This window comes from Ferrovibrio sp. (genome assembly GCF_036381655.1).
In the GTDB taxonomy this organism is placed as follows: Bacteria; Pseudomonadota; Alphaproteobacteria; order Ferrovibrionales; family Ferrovibrionaceae; genus Ferrovibrio.
Genome location: NZ_DASVCJ010000022.1, coordinates 31838 through 54143, shown reverse-complemented (window position 1 = coordinate 54143; position 22306 = coordinate 31838). Strand labels below are relative to the sequence as shown.

Here is a 22306-nt window from a genome sequence, read left to right as displayed (position 1 = left end):
CTCCCCGTGGGGACGCCAGACCGGCGCGACGCTGCTTCTCGCAGATTCCCGTTTCGCAAATTCCCGCAAACCGACGGATGACGGCCGTGCCGGATCAGTCGGCGGCTTCTTCCTCGGCCGGCATGTCGACCGGCACGCCCGGCTCGTTCTTCGAACAGCGGATGGTCAGCGCTGTCTTCACATGGGCGACATTCTGCAGCGCCGTCAGCTCCTTGGTCAGGAAGGTCTGATAGGCATCCCAGTCGCGCGCCACAATCTTGAGGATGAAGTCGTTCTCGCCGGCCAGCATGTAGCATTCGCGCACCTGCGGCCAGGCGGCGACGGTCTGTTCGAAGGCGACCAGATCGTGCTCGGCCTGGCTGTTGAGGCCGACCATGGCAAAGACGGTGACCCCGTAGCCCAGCAACTGAGGGTTGAGCTCGGCATGATAGCCGCGGATATAGCCGGCCTCTTCCAGGGCGCGGACCCGGCGCAGGCAGGGCGGGGCGGAGATGCCGACCCGCTGGGCAAGCTCGACGTTGGTCATGCGGCCGTCATCCTGCAAGTCGGCAAGAATCTTGCGGTCGATCAGATCGAGCTTGACGCGTTGCATGGAAATTTTCTCAGCGGCTAACAATGCGCAATAATATTATAAGCGGCCTGCCGAATCCAAGGCCCGCCGGCTATTAATTTCACCCGGCCGCGCCATCGCGGCCCTGGCCGGGTTGTTTCACCCCCGCACGCTTGGTGGTAAGCATGGCACCCGGATCGGATGGGGGGCGGCCGATCCCGATTCTCCGTCCCGGCCCCGTAAGTTGGCACCTCGCGATGGCGCTCAAGATCGAAACCTTCACCAATGCCGACGCCAAGGGTGGCTGGCGGCCCGGCAACAATTTCGGCGGGCATAGTCTTTTCAAGGCTTTAGGGCACCCGAAAGTGGCTGCCGCTGCGCGCCGGCTGGTCGAGGGGCTGGCGAGGTTCAGCCGGCTGGCGGTCTATGACCCGGAGCCGCAGGCAGCGGCCGAGCATCTCGACGCCTTCTTTCCGATTCCGCGGCGGAATCTGGCCGGCGTCTTTGTGCAGCGCATTGAGGATATCGGCCAGACCCGGCTCGGCCAGGCGACCCGGCCGGTCACCGCCATCAAGGCGCTGGCGCCGGATGCGGTGCTGATCACCGCCTTCGATGCCGCCATCCACAAGGCGCAGATCGCCCGCCTGCTGCCGCCGGGCTGCACGGTGCTGACGCTGGACGAGATGCGCCTGCCGGACGACTGGCTCAGCAACAGGGGCCGCTATCTCGACCCGCTGAATTTCGCGACCAACTTCGCGCTCCTGCGCGACGAGGCCGGCGCCGATGGCGACGGGCTGCATACGCGCGTGGTCACGGCGAATTACTGGAGCGGCTATGGCGCCGGCGATCCGGCGCTGTGGCTCTGCCTGTTCGATCCGGCCGGCCGGGTGCTGGCGGAATGGATCGAACCGCTGGCCGGCGCGTTCCATACCGTGACCATCGACAGCCGCGACATCCGCCGGCGGTTCGGCCTGGGCGATTTCGTCGGCTCGCTGTTCATCCATGCGCTCCGGATCAAGGGGCACGACGTCGTCAAATACGCCCTGGACTGCTTCTCGGAATCCGGGCGGCAGCTCTCCTGCACCCATGACGCCAATGCCTGGCCGGCCGATCTCTATGCCGGCATCCCGGCGCCCAAGGCGGGCGAGCGTCTGGTGCTGTGGGTGCAGAACAGCCATCCGGTGCCGATCCCGTCGGGCGGCATCGGAGTCAACCTGGTCGGCTCGCAGGACATCGCCTGGTGGGATGGCGAGGTGCCGCCCTTCGGCACCACGGCGGTCGATCTCGGCCGGCTGCTGCCGAATGCGACATTCCCCGACCAGATCGAGATCCAGGCCGGCCGCTATTTCGTCCGTCCGCGTTACGAGATCGTCCAGGCGCCGAACGACCGCAAGGAGGCCGGCCGCCGGCGCATCGCGCATGCGAATGTGGAGCGCATCGATCTCAAGCCCGATCCGCGCCTGCCGGAACTGAGCAGCCTGATCGGCAAGGGCTATGTGATGCCGCTGCCGGTGCTGCCGCTCAGGGAATGGAAGTCGGTGACGATTCCGACCCCGATGTCGACCGCGCAGCATGAATTGCCGCTGCGCGCCGTGCTGTACGATGCCGATGGCAGCATCGCCGCCGAGGAGTATCTCGGCCGGCTGGCGCGGCGCGATTCGCGGCCGGCCGATATCGAGGTCTGGCTGGCCCGGGCCGGCGCCGAGCTGAAATCCGGCTACGGCCATATCGAATATCTCTACGATTTCCGCAATGGCGGCGAAGCCGATGGCTGGCTGCATGCGCTGGGGCTGTACGAGCAGCGTTCGTCCGGCCATGCCGCCGAAACCATTTTCGGCGCGCATATCTACAACATGCCGATCACCTACCGCGACGAGCCGCAATCCTACACGCATCGTCCGCCGGGCCTGACGACGCGGCTGTTCCTCCGCCTGGCCGGGGCGCCGTTCGATGCGCTGTGCCACCTGATCTATCCCGCCTCGCTGCCGCAGGACGTCTACGGCCAGGCGCAGTCGCAGACCAGGCTGATCCTGTTCAACGCCCGGGCCGAGCAGGTCGCCGAGCGGCCTTTGCCGATCCCCTATGGCGGCTCGCGCTTTTTCCGGGTTTCGGAGGTGTTTTCGCCGGCCGAGCGCCGCGCCGCCGGGGACGCCGGCTGGGTGCAGGTCCGCGATGCGAGCTGCCGCCTGTTCGGATTCCACGGGCTGCAGAACGGCCAGACGAGCTTCTGCCTGGATCATATGTTCGGTTTCTAGACTCCAGGCCGCTTGAGTCAGGTCGGCGCCGCCCCATTTGATCGATTCGATACACCAAGCCCGCGTCCGGGCCGGCGTGTTCGCGGTCCGGGCGCTTGCGCTTGCACCGGCTACAACCCCTGTCATAATCATGGAATCGCATTTATGGCGCTGCAGCGCCGGAGTTTTCCGCCATGGCCAAGACGCATCGTACCAAGGTTCTGATTCTGGGCTCCGGCCCCGCCGGCTGCACCGCCGCGATCTACGCGGCCCGCGCCTCGCTCGAGCCGATCATGGTGCATGGCCTGCAGCCGGGCGGCCAGCTTACGATCACCACCGATGTGGAGAATTATCCCGGCTTCGCCGAAGTGATCCAGGGGCCATGGCTGATGCAGCAGATGGAAGCCCAGGCGGCGCATGTCGGCACCACCATTCTGCACGACTACATCACCTCGGTCGATCTGTCGAAACGCCCTTTTGTCGCCAAGGGTGACAGCGGCGATACCTATATCGGCGACACCCTGGTGATCGCCACCGGCGCCCAGGCGCGCTGGCTGGGACTGCCGAGCGAGCAGGCCTTTCAGGGTTTCGGCGTTTCCGCCTGCGCCACCTGCGACGGTTTCTTCTTCCGCGGCAAGAAGGTGGTCGTGGTCGGCGGCGGCAATACCGCCGTCGAGGAGGCGCTGTATCTCACCAATCACGCGGCGGAGGTCACGGTGGTGCATCGCCGCGACGCCTTCCGCGCCGAGAAGATCCTGCAGCAGCGCCTGTTCGCCAACCCCAAGATCAAGGTGATCTGGGATCATGTGATCGACGAGATCCTCGGCGACGAGGAGCCGAAGGGCGTGTCCGGCGTGCGCCTGAAGAACGTCAGGACCGGTGCGACGCAGACGCTGGCCACCGATGGCGTCTTCATCGCCATCGGCCATACGCCCAATACCGAGCTGTTCAAGGGCCAGCTGGCGCTGGACGGCGACGGCTACCTGATCACCAGGCCGGGCACCACGCAGACGGACGTGCCGGGCGTGTTCGCGGCGGGCGATGTGCAGGACAAGATCTATCGGCAGGCCGTTACCGCCGCCGGCACCGGCTGCATGGCGGCTCTGGAGGCGGAACGCTTCCTCGCCCATCACGCGCCCGCGGCCGCAGAAGCAGCCGACTGAATACGGCTGGGGGCAGGGGGCTGAATGTCGGCGCTGGACTGGGACAAGCTGCGCATCTTTCATGCTGTCGCCGAAGCCGGCAGCCTGACGCATGCCGGCGAATCGCTGGGCTTGAGCCAGTCGGCGGTGAGCCGCCAGATCGGCGCGCTCGAGGCGCAGCTCAATGCCACGCTGTTCCATCGCCATGCCCGCGGCCTGATCCTCACCGAGCAGGGCGAGCTGCTCTACCGCACGGCGCGGGAAATCTTCTCCCGCCTGGCGGTCACCGAGGCGATGATCGCCGACGCCAAGGACAAACCCTCCGGCGAGCTTTGCATCACCAGCACGGTGGCGTTCGGCACCATCTGGCTGGCGCCGCGGTTGAAGGAGTTCATGGACCTCTATCCTGACATCCGCATCGAGCTGGTGGTGGACGACCGCGAACTCGACCTGTCGATGCGCGAGGCGGATGTGGCGATCAGGATGTGGAAGCCGACGCAGGCCGATCTCATCTACCGCCGGCTGCTCACGGTGCACAACCACATCTACGCTTCGGTGGATTACGTCACCCGCCATGGCGCGCCGCAGAAGAGCGAGGATCTCGACCATCATCATCTGGTCGTCTACGGCGAAGGCGCGCCGGCGCATTTCAGCAATATCAACTGGCTGCTCACCGCAGGCGATCCCGCCGTGCCGCGCGAGCCGACATTGACGGTCAACAACGTCTACGGCCTGATGCAGGTGGTTGCCAGCGGGCTCGGGATCGCGTCGCTGCCCGATTACATGGCGGAGGGCAATCCGCGCATCGTGCGCCTCCTGCCCAATATCGACGGGCCGAGTTTCGATACCTATCTGGTTTATCCGGAAGAGCTTCGCAACACCAAGCGGCTTGCCGTCTTTCGCGACTTTCTGCTGCGCAAGGTGGCGGACTGGCAGTACTGACATGATGGCGCGCTCTTCCCCGACAAATGCCGTAGCGCGCCAAAACGATCTTCTGGTCAAAATCCGGCGCCCCTACGACATGGTGGCGCAGGTCCTCGCCGCCGCGGCGGTCGCCTTCCTGCTGGACGGCTATGTCTCCGGCTTCTGGCGCCTGGCATACGTCGCCGCCACCGCAGGGGTGATCCTGCTGCAGCTTCTGATCTACCGGGGTCTGCGGGCCGACCGCGACCGGCGGCAAAGAGCGCCGCTCTGGAGATGGCGGCTGCTGGCCGTCTACGCGGCGAATGCCGCCGTTTTCGGCGCGATGTTCGTGCTTCTGGCGCGCCTGCCGCACGAGCCGGCGCCCTTGCTTGCCCTGTTGTGCATCGTCGGCATGGTGGTATCGGTCGCGCTGACGGTGGCGGCGCAGCTCATCGTCTCGATCATCGTCATCGTGGTTTCGTTCCTGCCGGCCGTTGCCGTACTTGTGATCGATCCGGATTTCGAAAAGCGCGTGATGGGCGCGGTCTCGATCATTCTCGGCCTGCTGCTGCTTGCCTTCGCCTATCGGCTGAACCGTTACTTTGCGCGTTCGACCGAGCTGGTGGAACGCCTGCGCAAGACGCTTCTCGACCGCAACCGGGTCAGCGCCGATGCGGAGGAAGCGCAGCGGCGGCTGCGTTCGATTCTCGATACGGCGCCCTTTCCCATCGTCGTCGTCCGGCGCGGCGACGGCGCCTTCCTGTACAGGAACCGGCCGGCGGCGGAGCTGTTCGGTATCGACAACGATCCTGCCGGCAAAGGCGTGCCGAGCTACATGCTCGACCCGGTGCATCATGCCCGCATTTTCCCGGAGCGGAATGAAAGCGGGCAAGCGAAAGCGGACGAGGAATTGCAGATCGCAACCGCCGCGGGGAAGGTGATCTGGGCGACGCTGGCCGCGGTGCCGATGCGCTACGCGGAAGAGGATGCCGCGCTGGTCGTCGTCAACGACGTCACTGCGAAAAAGGAATCGGAAGAGAAACTGCGCGAAACCGAGCAGCGCCTGAGCGACGCCCTGGCCACCGCGCCTGACGGCGTGGCGCTCTATGACGCCGACGAGCGTCTGGTGATCTGCAATCAGGCCTATGCCCGCATCATCGGCGTGTCCCACGATGTTGCCATCGGCATGACGCATGACGAAATCTGCCACCAATCCCTGGTCAGCCGGCCCTCGCCGGAACGCAGTTCCGTCCATACCGACTACCCGGAATGGCTTCGCAGCCGCGTCCACATCTTCAAGCGGGCGGAGGGCGAGCCGCATATCTTTTACGATACGCGCGAACGCCGCTGGCTGCAGATCCGCGATTTCCGCCTGACCTCGGGCGGTACGGCATCGCTGATCACCGATATCAGCGAGCTGAAGGCGCGCGAACGCGAACTGCGCGAGGCGAACGAAATCCTCGCCACGCAGGCGGAGACCCTGGCGGCACGGACCGAAACGCTGGAGACGGCACGGCAGGCCGCCATCAAGGCGCATCAGGAGGCGGAGTATGCCAACCGGGCCAAGTCGCAGTTCCTTGCCCATATGAGCCACGAACTGCGCACTCCGCTGAACGCGATCATCGGCTTCTCCGAGATCATGGCGCTGCGGCTGCTTGGATCTTCCGGCGTGCCGCAATACGACCGTTACGCGGAAGACATTCTGGCGGCGGGGCGGCATCTGCTGTCGGTGATCGACGACATCCTCGACCTGTCGAAGGTCGAGGCCGGCAAGATGCAGGTCATGGCCGAAATGGTGCCGTGGAACCGCCTGGCGCAGGATTGCCTGACTTTGCTGCGCCCGCTGGCCGCCGACCGGCTGGTCAATCTGCAGGTCGAGCCGGCGCCGGAAGGGGCGGCATTGTTCGCCGACCAGCGGCTGGCCAAGCAGATGCTGGTCAACCTGCTTTCCAATGCGGTGAAATACACGCCCTCGGGAGGCCGCGCCAGCTTTCGCATGATCCCGCAGACCGATGGCGCCGCCGTCGTCGAGGTCTGGGATACCGGCGTCGGCATGAGCGCGGCCGACATTCAAAAAGCTCTGGAGCCGTTCGGGCGAATCGATTCGGCCCTGGTTTCGCAGATGCGCGGAACGGGTCTTGGCCTGCCTTTGGTGAAAGCTCTGATTGAACTGCATGGCGGGCGCATGGAGATTGAGAGCGTTGTCGGCCAGGGTACCCTCGTGCGCCTCTATTTCCCGCCGCCCGCGGCTTTGGCGATGACAGGATAAAGCCTGGTTTAGCGCCATTTTTTTCCAAGGCGTACGTTATGCATACATCGCATAGCTGACTTGACAATTCGATGGATTCTCAAATCGGTTGCTTAGGCTTACATCTGTGTCCGTCAGATGTTGCGTCGCAGCATCTTCTGGGTTTTTGGCTTCGGCCAGAAACTTTGGCCGTGGCAGCTCCCCCGCTGCACCGGCCGTCCGCGCGTCTCGCGCGGAGCCTCCCTGTTAAGACTTTGCCGGCCTGGAAATCAGGCCGGCTTTTTTTTGCCCGCAGCTAGCGCAGTAGCAGGCCGGGCAGGTCTGCCATATCGCGGAAGATACGGCAGCCCAGATCATGGAGGGCGGCCGCGTCCGGGTCCTCCAGGAGCGGCCGATAGGCGAAGACCTGCATGCCGGCACGGTGCCCGGCCAGGGCGCCCGGCAGGCTGTCCTCGACGACGGCGCAGGTTTGCGGGGCATAGCCCATGGCTTTCGCGGCATGCAGGAACAGGTCGGGATGGGGCTTGCCGCGCGCGACCTGGCGGGCGCTGAAATAATGGCCGCCGAAATGACGGTCGAGCCCGCACAGCGCCAGGCTCAGGGCGATCTTCTCCGGCTCGGAGGAGGAGGCCACGCATTTCGGCAGCGCGACTGCATCCAGCATGGCCGGCACGCCGGCGACCGGCTTCAACTCGCTACGCAGGCGGCGATAGGTTTCGGCCTGCAGATCGTCTTCGAAATCCTCGGGCAGCACGATGCCGTAGCGCTCGCGCAGCAAGGCGAAGCAGCTTGGCAGGCTCAACCCGGTCAGATCGCGCGCCAGACAGGCCTCATCCACCTCGGCGGGCAGGCCGTAGGGCTTGAGCTTCTCGTGGAAGACGCGGTTCGCCAGCGGCTCGCTGTCGACCAGAGTCCCATCCATGTCGAAGATGACGAGATCGAAGGCCATGCCGGCTGCATAGCCGGCCCGGCCTCGATTGGAAAGGCCTACATGAACAGCCGCTCGTTGGGCAGGTCCTTGTAGAGATCGGCGACAAATTCGCCGTAGCCGTTGTAAAGCTGCGTCGGAACCCGCTTGCCGCCGGTGCCGATCAATTCCTCGCTGGCCTGACTCCAGCGCGGATGCGACACCTTCGGATTGACGTTGGCCCAGAAGCCGTATTCATCCGGGGCGATCGCTTCCCAGAAGGTTTTCGGCCGCTGGTCGGTGAAGGTGAAGCGGATGATCGATTTGATCGACTTGAAACCGTATTTCCACGGCACGACCAGGCGGATCGGCGCGCCCATCTGCTTGGGCAACGGCTTGCCGTAGACGCCGGTCGCGATGAAGGCGAGGTCGTTGTTGGCCTCGGCCATGGTCAGGCCTTCGATATAGGGCCAGGGATACCAGAATTGCCGCTGGCCGCTTGCTTCCTCGGGCCGCGTGAAGGTTTCCATGCGCAGGTATTTCGCGTTCGAGGTCGGTTGGGCGAAATCGACCAGCGCCTTCACCGGGAAGCCCGTCCACGGCACCGCCATGCTCCAGGCTTCGACGCAGCGATGGCGATAGAGCCTCTCCTGCAGCGACATCTTGCGGATCAGGTCCTCGGCGTCGATGGTCATTTCCTTCGCCACCATGCCGTCGATCCTGATCTGCCAGGGCGCGACCTTCAGCTTCTGCGCATCGCTGGCGATATGCTTGTGCGAGCCGAACTCGTAGAAATTGTTATACGACGTCACCACTTTCTCGGCGGTGATGTCGCGGTCCAGCACGAAACCGGGATTGCGTTTGGCGGGATAGAGGTCGCTGGTTTCGGCCCAAGCCGGCCGAACTGCCGAGATCAGCCCGCTTGTGCCCAGCCCGGCGGCGCCCAGCCCGACGAGCAGCTTGCGCCGGTTGAAGAACACTGCTTCCGGCGTTGCGGCGGATTCCGGTAATTCCCAGCCATGACGGCGCTTGATCAACATGGTCACTCTCCCACCGAAGCGGCACCCAGAACGACGGCGCCCGACTCCGACCCTACCGCGTCAGGGATCGAGCGCCAATCAAGCTTCGGTGAGGTCGCCGGTTGCGATCACTTCTTCTCGAGCAGGCTGCGCAGCATCCATGCGGTCTTCTCATGCGTCTGCATGCGCTGGGTCAGCAGATCGGCGGTCGATTCGTCATTCACCCGGTCGACATCCGGGAAAAGCTCGCGGGCCGTCTTGGTCACCTGCTGATTGCCGAGCACCAGGTTTTTGATCATGTCCTCGGCCTTGGGCACGCCGGTTTCCTCGCTGATCGAGGAAAGCTTGGCATATTGCGCATAGGAGCCCGGGGCGTAGTGCCCGAGCGCACGGATGCGCTCGGCGATCAGATCGACGGCCAGGGCCAGTTCCGTGTACTGCGTCTCGAACATGGTATGCAGGGTCTGGAACATCGGGCCTTCGACATTCCAGTGGTAGTTATGGGTCTTGAGGTAAAGCGTGTAGGTGTCGGCCAGCAGGCGCGACAGGCCATCGGCGATGATTTTCCGATCCTGTTCGGAGATGCCGATATCGATGGCGACGGACATGGGATGGCTCCTTTGCTTGGATCGTCTAAAATTTAGAATTGTTCTAGAAAATGGCAACTAGGGTCGGCGCTCCTCCGCATATTCCGCGGCGGCAAAGATTTGCCATCAGGAAGTATATCATCCGCCCCTATGGCATGCTGCAACGCCGAAAGTCGGCGCTTGCGCTTTTTCTATTTCTCATCAAGAAAGTGTATATTATACTATATTACGGGATATTTAAGGAGGATCATAAAATGACAATGCAGCAGGTGGGATTTTGGGGCAGAAGGATTGCCGCCGTCATCGCCATGGTGCTGGCATTCGGCGTCGCCGCCCATGCCCAGCAGAACGCAGCCCAGGGGCATCATCATCTCGTCATCCAGGTCGATGAAAACGACCCCGCGAAGATGAACCTCGCGCTCAACAATGCGTCGAATGTCTTCGCGTATTATCTGGAGAAGAACGAGCCGGTCGAGGTCGAGATCGTCGCCTACGGTCCGGGCCTGCATATCTTCCGCGACGATACCTCGCCGGTGAAGAAGCGGCTCGAGGCGCTGAAGCAGACCTACGACAATCTGACCTACAGCGCCTGCCACAATACCATGAAGGGCATGGAGAAGGCCGAGAAGAAGCCGGTCAAGCTGGCCCCCGAAGTGCAGGTCGTGCCGGCGGGCGTCACCCGCATCATGGAACTGCAGGAAAAGGGCTGGACCTATATCCGGCCCTGATCCGCTCACTCGGCTGCGGAGTCGAGCCGGGCGCTTTCCTTGGCCAGCAGCTTTTCCTTGCGCGGCAGGCCCCAGCGATAGCCCCCTAAGCCGCCGTCGCTGCGCTTCGCCCGATGGCAGGGCACCAGCACGCCGATGATGTTGCTGGCGCAGGCGCTGCCGACGGCGCGGACCGCCTTGGGCAGGCCGATGGCCTGGGCGATCTCGGCATAGGACCTGGTCTCGCCCGGCGGGATCGCCTGCAAGGCCGTCCAGACGCGGATCTGGAAGGGAGTGCCGCGCAGGTCGAGCCGCAGGTCGCGGGGTATGGGGCGGCCTTGCAGCGTCGCGTCGAGCGCCGCAAAGGCCTGTCCGCCGGCCGCCTCGTCCTGCTGCAATTCGGCTGCGGGGAATTCCGCGCGGAGTTCGTCCACAAGGGCGGACTTGCCGTCGCCGAACAGGAGGGCCGCAACGCCGCGCGGGCTCTCGGCCACCAGCGTCCAGCCGATCGGCGTGCGGCGGATCGCATAACGCAAAGTCAGTCCCCTGCCGCCGCGCCGGTAATCGGCGGGCGTCATGCCGAGCCAGCGGCCGGCCTTTTCATAGACCCGGCTGGTGGCGCCGAAACCGGCGCCGTAGATGGCATCGCTCACGCCGTTGCCGGAGCGCAATTCCTGCTTGAGCATCGTCAGCCGCATCGCTTCGCCATAGGCGCGGGGGCTCAGGCCATAGGCGGCGGCGAAGCGGCGCTGCAGATGCGTGGCGCCCATATGCGCCACATCGGCAAGCTGGGCCAGGCTTGGCGCGGCTTCTCCCGCCAGAACCTTTTCTTCGATCAGTTCCCGCGCGCGTTCCAGACGGGCATCCGCCGCCGGCACCCGTTCCGGCCGGCAGCGTTTGCAGGGCCGGAAACCGGCCTCGATCGCGGCAGCCGGATCGGCGAAAATGCGGACATTGTCGCGCTTCGGCGGCCGGCTGATGCAGGACGGACGGCAGAACACCCTGGTCGAGGTAACGCCGTAGAAGAAGCGGCCGTCCGCGCTTCTGTCATTGGTGCGGATCGCGGCGAACTCGGTATCGGTCGGGATGCGTGTCATGATCTGAGCCTCTGTCCTGGCTCCTAACATAGGCGGCCCGCACCAGCCCTGCTATCCGGCTTTTGCGCTGCTATTCTGCCGCAAGGCCCCAGCTTGCCGGCACTGGGATCGGGTAATCCAGCAGCATCTGGGCATAGGCCTTGCCCTGCGGATCGTTGCGCAGGGAGGCGATGCCGCCGCCGCCAAGCGCCTGGTGCAGAACGAAATTCAGGCCGTTGATGCCCGGCCATTCGAAGCGCTCGATGCCGCCCTCGACCAGATGGCTGAAATAGCGCCGCACGGCATCTTCGGTCAGGGCCGCGCGGATCGCCGCCAGATATTCGGGCCTGCGGGCGATGACGCCGATATTGCTGTCGTCGCCCTTGTCGCCCGAGCGGGCATAGGCCAGCCGCACCAGCGGGACGGCATGACGCGGCTCATCCGGCAAGGGCGCGGGCACGGGCTTGCCCGCCGGCGCGCCCCCCGTATCGCCGGCAATGACCGGCAGGTCCAGCCGCTGCGGCTGGCCGTCCAGTTCGAGGCTGACCGGCACGGCGGCTTTCGGAATCAGGCAGGAGAAAAGCCGCATGACGGGCTGCGGCGTCGGCCGGCCGCCGAAGAAACCGGTCGTGCCGGGAGAAAAGGACGTGCCGGCAGGTGCGATCTCGCGCGCGAAGATTTCGAGCGCCGCCTTGTCGGCATGACTGACCGCGAGTTTAAGCACGACCTCGCGGCTGGCCGCCGCGCCGGGTCCGGCATGCGGCCCGTACATCGCCTCGGCGCCCAGCACTTCCATCGAGACCGCGCGATAATCGCCCAGATTGGCCATCGTGAAGATGCGGCGCGTGCGCTTCAGGATGGCCTCGGCGGTGCGCTCGGCCTTCGCCCGCGCCTCGGTCCCGCCGATCGTCAGATGCGCCACGGCGCGGAAGCCGTCGAGATACGTTGCCGATACCTTGTAACGGTCGGAGGGCGGCCGGTCCCTGGCGCCGCTGACGCGCACGCGATCCGCGCCGATCTCTTCGATCGTCACCGCGCTGAAATCGCAGGTGACATCCGGCAGTTTGTAACAGGCGGGGTCGCCGATCTCATAGACCAGTTGCTCGGCGACCGTGCCGAAGCTGACCAGCCCGCCGGTGTTTTCCGGCTTGGTGATGACGATGCCGCCATCGGCCGAGACTTCCGCAATCGGATAGCCGATATCGTCCCAGTCGGGGACGTGGCGCCAATCGGTGAACAGGCCGCCGGTGGCCTGCGCGCCGCATTCGATGATATGCCCGGCGAGGCTGCCGGCGGCGAGACGGTCGAAATCGCGGATGTCCCAGCCGAATTCGTGGATCAATGCCCCCAGGCACAACGCGCTGTCGACGCAGCGGCCGGTCACCACGATATCGGCGCCGGCCCGCAAGGCGGCGGCGATCGGCGCCGCGCCGAGATAGGCGTTCGCCGACATGAAACGCTCGGGCGCCCTCCTGCCATCCGGCGCGCCGGGCTGCATCGGCTCGAGCAGCGGCTTCAGCTTCTCCATGTCCGGCATCAGGTCGTCGCCCAGCACGACGCCGACCTTCAGATTAAGGCCGGCCTGCTCGATCAGTTGCCGGATCGCGGCGGCGCAGGCGGCCGGATTGACGCCGCCGGCATTGGAAACGATCTTGACCTTGCGCCGCGCGATCTCGGGCAGCAGGCGCTTCATCGTCACGGTGACGAAATCGGTGGCATAGCCCTGGGTGGGATCTTTGGCGCGCATGCGCGCCATGATCGACATGGTGATTTCCGCCAGATAATCGAAGATCAGGTAGTCGACCGCGCCGGAGGACAGAAGCTGCGGGGCGGCAACCATGGAATCGCCCCAGAAGGCCGAAGCCCCGCCGATGCGCACCGTCCTGCCGGCCATGCCCTGGTTCCCTCCATAATGGTTTTCTGCCACCATAGCCGCGATGCAGCAGCCCGTCATGCCTCCCTTTGCCCGGCCGCTTCGGGCGGCACGCGCGGCCTGGCGCGGCGCCATCGACTCGCTGCTGCCGCCGCAATGCATGCTGTGCCATGCCGAAACCGACGCGCCAGGGCGGCTATGCGGCACCTGCTGGCCCAGCATCGGCTTCATCGCCGAGCCGTTCTGTCCCGTCTGCGGCACGCCTTATGCGGCTCCGGTGCCGGAGGGGCTGGTCTGCGGCAGTTGCCTGCGCGAGCCGCCGCGCTTCGCCCGGGCGCGGGCTGTCTTCGCCTATGCCAGCGGCGGCCGCGAGCTGGTGCTGCGGTTCAAGCGTGGCGACCGCACCGACCTGACGCCCGGCCTGGCTGCGATGCTGCGGGTCAGCGCGCCGCTTTGCTGGCCGATTGCGATCTGATCGCTCCGGTGCCGCTCAACCGCTGGCGGCTCTGGCGCCGCCGCTTCAATCAGGCGGCCTTGCTGGCCCAGGCGCTGGCGCCTGACGGACAAGCCGGCTGCCGTCGATCTGCCGGAGCGGCCCAAGCCGACCCGCAGCCTGGGGCATGCCGGCCGCACCGAGCGGCGGCGCATTCTCGCCGGCGCGATCGGGGTCAATCCGCACCGCCGGCAGGAGGCCGCCGGAAAGCGCATCCTGTTGGTAGACGTTTTCACAACGGGTGCCTGCCGCGGATGTCCTGACACTGGCGCGGGTTGTACGGCCGGAATAGCGCACAATATAATTGATCGAGGGGCTCGAACGGACCGAAGCGAAAATGGCTGATATCCTGATTTATACGACCTTCATGTGCCCATACTGCTCTCGCGCCAAGGCGCTGTTGGAGAAAAAGGGGCAAAAATACACCGAGATCGACGTCTCCTACGACGCGGCCAAGCGCGCGGAGATGACCGAGAAGTCGGGCGGCCGCCGCACCGTGCCGCAGATATGGATCAACGGACAGCATGTCGGCGGCTGCGATGATCTCTATGCCCTGGATCGCGCCGGCAAGCTCGATCCGCTGCTGACGGCGGTGTAGGCGGCATCATGGCGGGCCGGGTCAAGATCGGACTGGTGCAGCCCAATGTCTGGGACGACATGGCGGCCAATATCGCGCATGTCTCGGCGCTGGTGCGCAAGGCGAAATCCGAAGGGGCCGAGTTGATCGCGACGCCGGAGAATTCCGGCTTCATGGGCGCCAATGCGGCGGCCAGCATCGCCGCCGCCCGGCCGGAAGACCAGCATCCGGCCCTGCAGGCCTTTCGCGATCTGGCGCAGGAGCTCAGCGTCTGGCTGCTGGTCGGCTCGCTGGCGATCAGGCCCGAGGGCGCCAACCGCAACTACAACCGCTCCTATCTGCTGGCGCCGGACGGCACGATCGCCGCCCGTTACGACAAGATCCATCTTTTCGACGTCGATCTGCCGTCCGGCGAAAGCTATCGCGAATCCAATTCGATCGCGCCCGGCAGCGAAGGCATCCTGGCGCCGCTGCCCTTTGCCACGCTGGGCATGAGCGTCTGCTACGATCTGCGCTTTCCCGCGCTCTATCGCGGCCTGGCGCAGGCCGGAGCCAATCTGATCTCCATTCCGGCGGCCTTCACCAGGGTGACCGGCGAGGCGCATTGGCATGTGCTGCTGCGGGCGCGGGCCATCGAGACCGGCACTTTCGTGATCGCCCCCGCCATGTGGGGCAACCATCCCGGCAACCGCCAGACCTACGGCCATTCGCTGGTGATCGATCCCTGGGGACGGGTGCTGGCCGATGCCGGCGAAGGCGTCGGCACGGTGACCGTGGAGATCGATCTGGCGGAGGTGGCCAAGGCGCGGGCGCAGATCCCGGCCTGGCGGCATGATCCTATCTATAGCTTGCCGGCGCGCGCCGCCGAGTGATTGCCCGGATGCAGTTCCGGCGAGGCCGGCGCATAGAGGGGAAGCGTGATTCCAATGGCGGCGGCGAACGGCGCCCAGAGTCCGGGCGTTAGTGCCAGCACCGGCTCGGCGCGCTGCAATCCGTCGAGGCCTTCGTAATCGTTGGTCAGGCCGCCGGCCTCGCGCACCATCAGCAATCCGGCGAGGGCGTCCCACGGCTTCATGCGCGCTTCGTAGAAGCCGTCCAGCCCGCCCTCGGCGGCGAGGGCGAGCAACAGCAGGCCGCTGCCGATGCGGCGGTATTGGCAATGCGCGCGCAGAAGCTGTTCGATCAGCGCGGCATGGGGCGGCCCGGCCTCGTCATGGCCGATGCCGAGCCCGATGCAGGCATGATCGAGACGGCGGGTCGCGCTGACCGAAATGGGCGCGCCGTTGCAATACGCGCCGAAGCCGCGCCGCGCCGTATAGAGGCGGTTGCCCACCGGATCGTAGATCAGGCCGAGTTCGATCACGTCGCCGACGACCAGCGCGATGGCAACGCACCAATAGGGCAGGCCGCGCACGAAATTGGCGGTGCCGTCGATCGGATCGATTACCCAGAGCGCATCGGTCTCGCCGCCGCGCCGGCCGCGCTCCTCGCCGAGGATGCCGTCATGCGGGAAGGCCGAGAGCAGCCGCGAGGTGATCAGGTCTTCCGTTTCGGCATCGGCCTGACTGACGAAATCCTGCACGCCCTTGAGCTTGACCACCAGCTCGCCGCGGTTGTCGTAGAAACCGCGCGCCAGCTTGCCGGCTTCCCGGATCACCTGTTCGGCATGCTGCAGTCTTTGCTCGACATCGATCATGGCGTGTCCGCATGGTCGGGTGGATGAGTGTTACAATGGTAGCGCCGGGGTCCGCGCTCGCCCAGTATTAAACCGCGAAAAGGAAGCTAAATCCCGCTCAGGCGGCGATTCAGGCGGCCGCCCAGCGCGCGCGGGCGAGCGCAAACCATGCGACTTTCTGCGCGCCCATCATCTGCTCGCCGCTATGGCTGAACCCGAGCTTGTCCAATACGCGCTGCGAGGCTTTGTTTTCCGGCGCGGTCAGCGCGATCAGCCGCTCGAGCGCGGTGGACCCGAAAGCGAAATCCAGGGCCGCCCGCCCGGCTTCGGTGGCAAGACCGCGGCCCCAAACCGTCTTGGTCAGCAGATACAGCAATTCGGTCTGTTCCGCCTCGGGAATCCAGCGCAGGCCGCATTGCCCCAGCAGACGGCCGCTGGCCCGATCCTCGACCGCCCAAACGCCGTAGCCGCGCCGGTCCCACTGGTCGTTGAAGTTGTGGATGTTGCTCTTGGCCCGCTGTTCGGCTTCCGGGCGGGGCAGGCCGCGACCCGGCGCCATGTACCGCATCACGATGTCGTCGGCATAGAGGCGCGCCAGGGCCTCCCAGTCCCGCCCGGTGAAGCGGCGCAGGACGAGCCGTTCGGTTTCCACTCGGTTCATCGGCGATCTACCGCTTGATGGCGCAGATGCGTTGCCGCATCGCCGGATAGGGTTGCTCGTCCGGCCCCTGTTCGAAGGCGCGGATCTCCAGCGCATCCTTGCAGCGTTCGAACAATTCGTTCGGGGTCAGAAGGAAATCGGGATTGCCAGGGCGGCCGAAGCGCTCGTTACCGCGCGCGAATGTCTCGTAAAGCAGTATGCCGCCGGGTTGTAGCGCGGCAATCAGGAGCGGAAAAAGCGGGCGCCAGAGATAATTGGTGACGACGATGCCGGCGAATTGGCGCTCCGCGAGCGGCCAGGGGCCGTCCTTCTCCAGATCGGCTTCGATCAGGCTGGCCGCCGGATCGCCCGCCAGGTCGGCGACGCCGCCGAGGTCGCGATCGAGGAAGGTGACCGCATGGCCGCGCGCAAGGAAAAGCCGGCCATGCCGGCCGCCGCCGCAGGCAAGGTCCAGTACCGGCCCGCCGGCCAACACCAGCGGCGCGAACCGCAGAATCCAAGGCGACGGCGCCGCCATTGCCGCTGAATGCCCTGTCACGCGATCTGCCTCACCCCGGCCGTTGCCGTTTACCAAGAAAAAACAGCCTCTTGACCCACTTGTTGCGCCCCCACGACAGCACCATGTATAACGCAAGCCACTACTCTACCTGTATTTGGACTTGCCCGAATCGCAACCGAATCACTGGCGCGCATGATCAAGTACGAATTGAAATGCCGCAAGGAACACGTCTTCGAGGCGTGGTTCTATGACAGCGCCACCTACGACAAGCAGGCGGCCGGCGGCAAGGTGGTTTGTCCCGTCTGCGGCTCCCGCAAGGTGACCAAGGCGCCGATGGCGCCGCGCATCGCCAAATCCAAATCCGACCGGGCCAGCGAACGCGCCTCGCAGGAGGCGCAGCAGAAGGCCGTCATGATGAAGGCCTTGCGCGAATTGCGCGAGCATATCGAAAAGAATGCCGATTACGTCGGCGACAAATTCGCCGAAGAAGCGCGCAGAATCCATTACGGCGAGACGGATGAGCGCAACATCTACGGCGAGGCCAGCAAGGACGAGGCGCGCGAACTCGCCGAAGAGGGCATCGACATCGCGGTCATCCCCTGGGTGCCGCGCGGGGATGCATAACGGCCTGCCGGCTTATTTCACCGCCACCATCATGTAATTGACGCCGGTATCGCGGCCGAGCTGCCAGCGGTCGCCGAGCGGATCGTAGCTCACGCCGGCGAGTTCCTGCACGGCCAGGCCGGCATGACGCAGTCCGGCCGCCAGTTCGTGCGGCTTGACGAATTTCTTCCAGTCATGCGTGCCGCGCGGCAGCCAGCCGAGCACGTATTCGGCGCCGATCACCGCCAGCGCGTAGGCCTTCGCGGTGCGATTGAGCGTTGCCGCGATCAGCAGGCCGCCCGGCTTCACCATCTGGCCGCAGGCCTTCAGGAATCCCTCCAGATCGGCGACATGCTCGATCACCTCGAGCGCCAGCACCACATCGAAGCTTTCGCCGGCGGCGGCGAGCGCCTCGGCGCTGGTACAGCGATAGTCGATCGCCAGCCCGCCCTCGCCGGCATGCAGCTGCGCCACGCCGATATTGCGCTCGGAAGCATCCACGCCGACCACCGCGGCGCCCAGACGGGCCAGCGGCTCGGCGACCAGGCCGCCGCCGCAGCCGATATCCAGCAGACGAAGCCCCGAAAGCGGGGCGGCCTTGGCCGGATCGCAGGCAAAATGGCTGGCGATCCGGTCACGGATAAAACCCAGCCGGACCGGGTTGAATTTATGCAGCGGCCGGAACTTCCCCTGGGGATTCCACCATTCCGCCGCCATGGCCGAGAAACGGGCGATTTCGGCCGGATCGATGCTGGCGGCAGTCTGTGTCATGGTATCCCCGCGTAAGCTGGAAAAGACGGCAAATTCCCGGCCGGTTGGCTTGCCTTCCGGAGGGCGCCAAGAGTATTAAGGAGCCGCCTTCTACCGGCAAGTTTCCGGCCGGTCAGCTAACGACAACAAAAGTGAAAGACAGGATCGAGCGACATGGCGCGCTTGGTGATGAAATTCGGCGGCACGTCGGTTGGTTCGGTGGATCGGATCAAGAACGTCGCGGCAAAGGTGAAGCGCGAAGTCGAGGCCGGCAACCAGGTTGCCGTGGTCGTCTCGGCGATGTCGGGCGAGACCAATCGCCTGGTCGAGCTTTGCAAGCAGGTCGATCCGGTCCATGACCAGCGCGAATACGACACCGTGGTCGCCTCCGGCGAGCAGGTGACGACCGGCCTCGTCGCCATGGCGCTGCAATCGGCGGGCGTCAAGGCGCGGTCCTGGCAGGGCTGGCAAGTGCCGATCCGCACCAGCGCGATGCATGGCAAGGCGCGTATCGAGAGCATCGAGGGCGACGCCATGCTCAAGGATATGGCTGCCGGCGTGGTGCCGGTGGTGGCGGGCTTCCAGGGCATCGCGCCGGGCGATCGCATTGCGACCTTGGGCCGCGGCGGCTCGGACACCTCGGCGGTGGCTTTGGCCGCGGCGCTCCAGGCGGACCGCTGCGACATCTACACCGACGTCGACGGTGTATACACCGCCGATCCGCGCATCGTGAAAAAAGCACGGAAGCTGGATAAGATCACCTACGAGGAAATGCTCGAACTGGCCTCCCTCGGCGCCAAGGTGCTGCAGACACGTTCGGTCGAGATGGCGATGAACCATCGCGTCCGCACGCAGGTATTGTCGAGTTTCGCGGATGTGCCGGGCACATTAGTCGTTGATGAGGATGAGATCGTGGAAAAGCAGATCGTTTCCGGTGTCACCTATTCCGCCGACGAGGCGAAGGTCACCCTGATCGGCGTGGCCGACCGCCCGGGGATTGCGGCCGGCATTTTCGGTCCGCTGTCGGACGCCGGCATCAATGTCGACATGATCGTGCAGAACATCTCCGAGGACGGCAAGAAGACCGACCTGACCTTCACGATGGGCCGCAGCGATCTGGATCGCGCGGTGCAGATCCTGGAGAAGCAGGAGAAGAGCCTCGGCTGGGTCAAGCTGGTGCCGGACCGCAATGTCGTGAAGGTGTCGGTGGTCGGCGTCGGCATGCGCAGCCATGCCGGCGTGGCGCATACCATGTTCAAGGCCCTGGCCGAGAAGGGGATCAACATCCTCGCCATCACCACTTCGGAGATCAAGGTGAGCGTGCTGATCAGCGCCGATTACACCGAACTTGCCGTGCGTGCCCTGCATACTGCCTTCGGTCTCGACGCCGAATGAAGGAGGGCCGATGCACGGCGGAACCGCCTCATCATCCCTCCGGCTAGCTGACGGAGCGGAGCAGTGACCCCGGGCCGGGCGCCGCCGCCGGGCCCGCGCGGCCTGCTGCGCCGTCTCCGCGAGGTGATGGCGGAGGCCGGTTCGGTCGAGGAACGCCTCAACCGCGTCGTGCGCAACATCGCCGCCAACATGGTGGCGGAAGTCTGTTCGGTCTATCTGCTGCGCGGCGACGAGCTTGAACTCTACGCCACCGAAGGCCTGAACCCGGACGCCGTGCACAAGACCCGGCTGAAGGTCGGCGAAGGTCTGGTCGGCGACATCGCCAGCCATGCGCGGCCGCTGGCGCTGGCGGATGCGCAAACCCATCCGCAATTCGCCTATCGCCCGGAAACCGGCGAAGAAATCTATCACTCGCTGTTGGGCGTGCCGATCCTGCGCGACAGCCGCGTCATCGGCGTCCTGGTCGTGCAGAACCAGACCCGCCGGCAATATGCCGATGAGGAGGTCGAGGCGCTCGAGACCATCGCCATGGTGCTGGCCGAGATGGTCGCCTCCGGCAAGCTGAGCGGCGGCGAGGATCTGGCGGTTGCCGCCCGCGCGCCGCTGGTGCCGTTCCGCGCCGATGGCCGGATGCTGTCGGAAGGCCTGGCGATCGGCGTCGCGGTGCTGCACGAGCCGCGCATCCATGTCGAGAAAACCATCGCCGACGACATCCCCTACGAAAAGGAGCGGCTGGACGCCGCGGTCGCGTCGATGCGGGATCAGGTCAACCGTATGCTTGAGCGGCCCGACAGCGAGATCGTCGGCGAAAGCCGCGAGGTGCTCGAAACCTACAAGATGTTCGCGCACGACACCGGCTGGCTCGCCAAGCTGCATCAGGCGGTGGAATCCGGCCTGACGGCGGAAGCCGCCGTCATGCGCGTGCAGGGCGATACCCGGCATCGCATGCAGGCGATCACCGATCCCTATCTGCGCGAGCGTCTCGCCGATCTCGACGATCTGGCCAACCGGCTGCTGCTGCATCTGGCCGGCAAGCCGGCCCATTCGGCGGCCGAGAACCTGCCGGACAATGCCGTGCTGCTGGCGCGCACCATGGGGCCGGCCGAGCTGCTTGATTACGACCGGCGCAAGCTCCAGGGCGTCGTGCTGGAGGAAGGCTCCAGCGTCAGCCATGTCGCCATCGTCGCCCGCGCGCTGTCGATTCCGGTGATCGGCGGCGTCGAAGGCGTCATCGACCGCGTCGAGCCGGGCGATCCCGTAATCGTCGATGGCGATCATGCCCAGGTCTTCGTCCGTCCGGCGCCGGATGTCGTCACCGCCTTCCAGCAGAGCCTTTCCTTGCGCAAGGCGCGGCTGGCGAAATACGCCGCCCAGCGCGACGATCCGCCGGTCACCCGGGACGGCACGCGCGTCTCGCTGCTGATCAATGCCGGCCTTCTGATCGACCTCAGCCATCTGGACGAGACCAATGCCGACGGCATCGGGCTCTATCGCACCGAGCTGCAGTTCATGGTGCGGCCGACCTTGCCGAAGGCGGAGGCGCAGACGGCGATCTACCGGCGCGTCATCGAGCATGCCGGCGACCGTCCGGTCGTGTTCCGCACGCTCGATATCGGCGGCGACAAGGTGCTGCCCTATCTGATCCGCTATCCGGAAGAGAATCCGGCCATGGGCTGGCGCGCCATCCGCCTGGCGCTGGACCGTCCCGCCCTGCTCAAGGTGCAGTTGCGGGCGCTGCTGGCGGCGGCGGCGGGGCGCAACCTGCATATCATGTTTCCGATGATTGCCGAGGTGGACGAATTCCGCCGCGCCCGCCGGCTGCTGGACCGCGAGGTGCAGCGGCTGGTCAGCTTGCGCAAGCCGGTGCCGCTGAAGATCGCCGTGGGCACGATGCTGGAGGTGCCGGCGCTCGCCTGGCAGCTCGGCGCCCTGCTGCCGCTGGTCGATTTCGTCTCGGTCGGCTCCAACGACCTGATGCAGTTTCTCTTCGCCTCCGACCGCGGCAATCCCAAGCTGGCCGACCGTTACGATCCGCTCAGCCCCAGCATGCTCGCCTTCCTGCATTGGGTGGTGCAGCAATGCCGCGCGGCGGGCAAGCCGGTGACATTGTGCGGCGAGATGGGCAGCCGGCCGCTCGAGGCCATGGCGCTGCTGGGGCTTGGTTTCGAACGGCTGTCGATGCCGGCCAGTGCCATCGGTCCGGTGAAGGAGATGCTGCGCAGCCTGGATGTTCGACGTCTGGCCGAATTCATGTCGCCGTTATACCAGTCATCCGAGCATAGTATCCGGGCACAACTCGAAGAATTTGCCCGCGAGAATGGCGTAATCGTTTGATTAGGCTGGTTTCCCCGCCCGATTGCCGTAATATGGCTCAGGGGTTGCAAGTAGCGTGTGAACAGGGGGCGGG

General features: G+C 65.5%; 21 protein-coding genes. 11 read left to right on the top strand and 10 right to left on the bottom strand.

Going from position 1 to position 22306, the window contains the following annotated elements:
* Positions 1-94 precede the first annotated feature (94 nt).
* Positions 95-592, bottom strand: a complete 498-nt coding sequence (locus VF194_RS04450; RefSeq protein ID WP_330888431.1) for an Lrp/AsnC family transcriptional regulator — start codon at positions 590-592, stop codon at positions 95-97.
* Positions 593-807: 215 nt separating this feature from the next.
* Here VF194_RS04450 and VF194_RS04445 point away from each other — a divergent pair, with 215 nt between their 5' ends.
* From VF194_RS04445 to VF194_RS04430, 4 genes are all read left to right on the top strand, one after another.
* Positions 808-2805: a hypothetical protein gene (locus tag VF194_RS04445; RefSeq protein ID WP_330888429.1), complete on the top strand. Its 1998-nt coding sequence runs from the start codon at positions 808-810 to the stop codon at positions 2803-2805.
* A gap of 173 nt (positions 2806-2978) precedes the next feature.
* A complete protein-coding gene (trxB, locus tag VF194_RS04440) occupies positions 2979-3947 on the top strand; it encodes a thioredoxin-disulfide reductase (protein WP_330888427.1) in 969 nt (322 codons plus the stop codon).
* Between the two features lie 33 nt (positions 3948-3980).
* Positions 3981-4868 (top strand): LysR family transcriptional regulator, encoded by an 888-nt coding sequence (locus VF194_RS04435; RefSeq protein ID WP_330888433.1) that lies wholly within the window; start codon positions 3981-3983, stop codon positions 4866-4868.
* 1 nt (position 4869) lies between these two features.
* On the top strand, positions 4870-7098 hold the full coding sequence (locus tag VF194_RS04430) for a PAS domain-containing sensor histidine kinase (RefSeq protein WP_330888425.1): 2229 nt from the start codon (positions 4870-4872) through the stop codon (positions 7096-7098).
* A gap of 274 nt (positions 7099-7372) precedes the next feature.
* Here the strand turns inward: VF194_RS04430 and VF194_RS04425 are convergent, their stop codons facing one another.
* From VF194_RS04425 to VF194_RS04415, 3 genes are all read right to left on the bottom strand, one after another.
* Complete coding sequence (locus VF194_RS04425) at positions 7373-8026, bottom strand: HAD family hydrolase (protein WP_330888423.1); 654 nt, start codon at positions 8024-8026, stop codon at positions 7373-7375.
* A gap of 38 nt (positions 8027-8064) precedes the next feature.
* Positions 8065-9024, bottom strand: a complete 960-nt coding sequence (gene msrP, locus VF194_RS04420) for a protein-methionine-sulfoxide reductase catalytic subunit MsrP (RefSeq protein WP_330888421.1) — start codon at positions 9022-9024, stop codon at positions 8065-8067.
* 107 nt (positions 9025-9131) lie between these two features.
* The gene (locus tag VF194_RS04415) at positions 9132-9611 is read right to left on the bottom strand and encodes a Dps family protein (RefSeq protein WP_330888419.1); all 480 of its coding nucleotides are present in this window, start codon (positions 9609-9611) and stop codon (positions 9132-9134) included.
* 233 nt (positions 9612-9844) lie between these two features.
* On the opposite strand from VF194_RS04415, the gene VF194_RS04410 reads away from it, so the two are divergent.
* Positions 9845-10318, top strand: coding sequence for a DsrE family protein (locus tag VF194_RS04410; protein WP_330888417.1), 474 nt, complete (start codon positions 9845-9847; stop codon positions 10316-10318).
* 5 nt (positions 10319-10323) lie between these two features.
* On the opposite strand, the gene ada is transcribed toward VF194_RS04410, so the two are convergent.
* Positions 10324-11394, bottom strand: coding sequence for a bifunctional DNA-binding transcriptional regulator/O6-methylguanine-DNA methyltransferase Ada (gene ada / locus VF194_RS04405; RefSeq protein WP_330888415.1), 1071 nt, complete (start codon positions 11392-11394; stop codon positions 10324-10326).
* Positions 11395-11464: 70 nt separating this feature from the next.
* The gene (locus VF194_RS04400; RefSeq protein WP_330888413.1) at positions 11465-13267 is read right to left on the bottom strand and encodes an acyclic terpene utilization AtuA family protein; all 1803 of its coding nucleotides are present in this window, start codon (positions 13265-13267) and stop codon (positions 11465-11467) included.
* Between the two features lie 58 nt (positions 13268-13325).
* Here VF194_RS04400 and VF194_RS04395 point away from each other — a divergent pair, with 58 nt between their 5' ends.
* The 3 genes from VF194_RS04395 to VF194_RS04385 all read left to right on the top strand — a co-directional run bounded on the left by VF194_RS04395 (position 13326) and on the right by VF194_RS04385 (position 15188).
* Positions 13326-13721: a double zinc ribbon domain-containing protein gene (locus VF194_RS04395; protein WP_330888411.1), complete on the top strand. Its 396-nt coding sequence runs from the start codon at positions 13326-13328 to the stop codon at positions 13719-13721.
* A 355-nt stretch (positions 13722-14076) separates the two neighbouring features.
* A complete protein-coding gene (grxC, locus tag VF194_RS04390) occupies positions 14077-14337 on the top strand; it encodes a glutaredoxin 3 (protein ID WP_330888409.1) in 261 nt (86 codons plus the stop codon).
* 8 nt (positions 14338-14345) lie between these two features.
* On the top strand, positions 14346-15188 hold the full coding sequence (locus VF194_RS04385) for a carbon-nitrogen hydrolase family protein (protein ID WP_330888407.1): 843 nt from the start codon (positions 14346-14348) through the stop codon (positions 15186-15188).
* On the opposite strand, the gene VF194_RS04380 is transcribed toward VF194_RS04385, so the two are convergent.
* From VF194_RS04380 to VF194_RS04370, 3 genes are all read right to left on the bottom strand, one after another.
* Positions 15158-16012 (bottom strand): inositol monophosphatase family protein, encoded by an 855-nt coding sequence (locus tag VF194_RS04380; protein WP_330888406.1) that lies wholly within the window; start codon positions 16010-16012, stop codon positions 15158-15160. The genes VF194_RS04385 and VF194_RS04380 overlap by 31 nt on opposite strands.
* 109 nt (positions 16013-16121) lie before the next feature.
* Complete coding sequence (locus VF194_RS04375; protein WP_330888404.1) at positions 16122-16652, bottom strand: GNAT family N-acetyltransferase; 531 nt, start codon at positions 16650-16652, stop codon at positions 16122-16124.
* A 7-nt stretch (positions 16653-16659) separates the two neighbouring features.
* Entirely contained in the window at positions 16660-17169 is a 510-nt protein-coding gene (locus VF194_RS04370) for a class I SAM-dependent methyltransferase (RefSeq protein WP_330888402.1), read from the bottom strand.
* 174 nt (positions 17170-17343) lie between these two features.
* On the opposite strand from VF194_RS04370, the gene VF194_RS04365 reads away from it, so the two are divergent.
* Positions 17344-17775, top strand: coding sequence for a DUF1178 family protein (locus VF194_RS04365; RefSeq protein WP_330888400.1), 432 nt, complete (start codon positions 17344-17346; stop codon positions 17773-17775).
* A 12-nt stretch (positions 17776-17787) separates the two neighbouring features.
* Here the strand turns inward: VF194_RS04365 and ubiG are convergent, their stop codons facing one another.
* A complete protein-coding gene (ubiG, locus tag VF194_RS04360; RefSeq protein WP_330888398.1) occupies positions 17788-18525 on the bottom strand; it encodes a bifunctional 2-polyprenyl-6-hydroxyphenol methylase/3-demethylubiquinol 3-O-methyltransferase UbiG in 738 nt (245 codons plus the stop codon).
* Between the two features lie 153 nt (positions 18526-18678).
* Here ubiG and VF194_RS04355 point away from each other — a divergent pair, with 153 nt between their 5' ends.
* Both VF194_RS04355 and ptsP read left to right on the top strand, forming a co-directional pair.
* Positions 18679-19899: an aspartate kinase gene (locus VF194_RS04355; protein WP_330888396.1), complete on the top strand. Its 1221-nt coding sequence runs from the start codon at positions 18679-18681 to the stop codon at positions 19897-19899.
* A gap of 63 nt (positions 19900-19962) precedes the next feature.
* Positions 19963-22233, top strand: coding sequence for a phosphoenolpyruvate--protein phosphotransferase (gene ptsP, locus VF194_RS04350; protein ID WP_330888394.1), 2271 nt, complete (start codon positions 19963-19965; stop codon positions 22231-22233).
* The last annotated feature ends 73 nt before the right edge of the window (positions 22234-22306 follow it).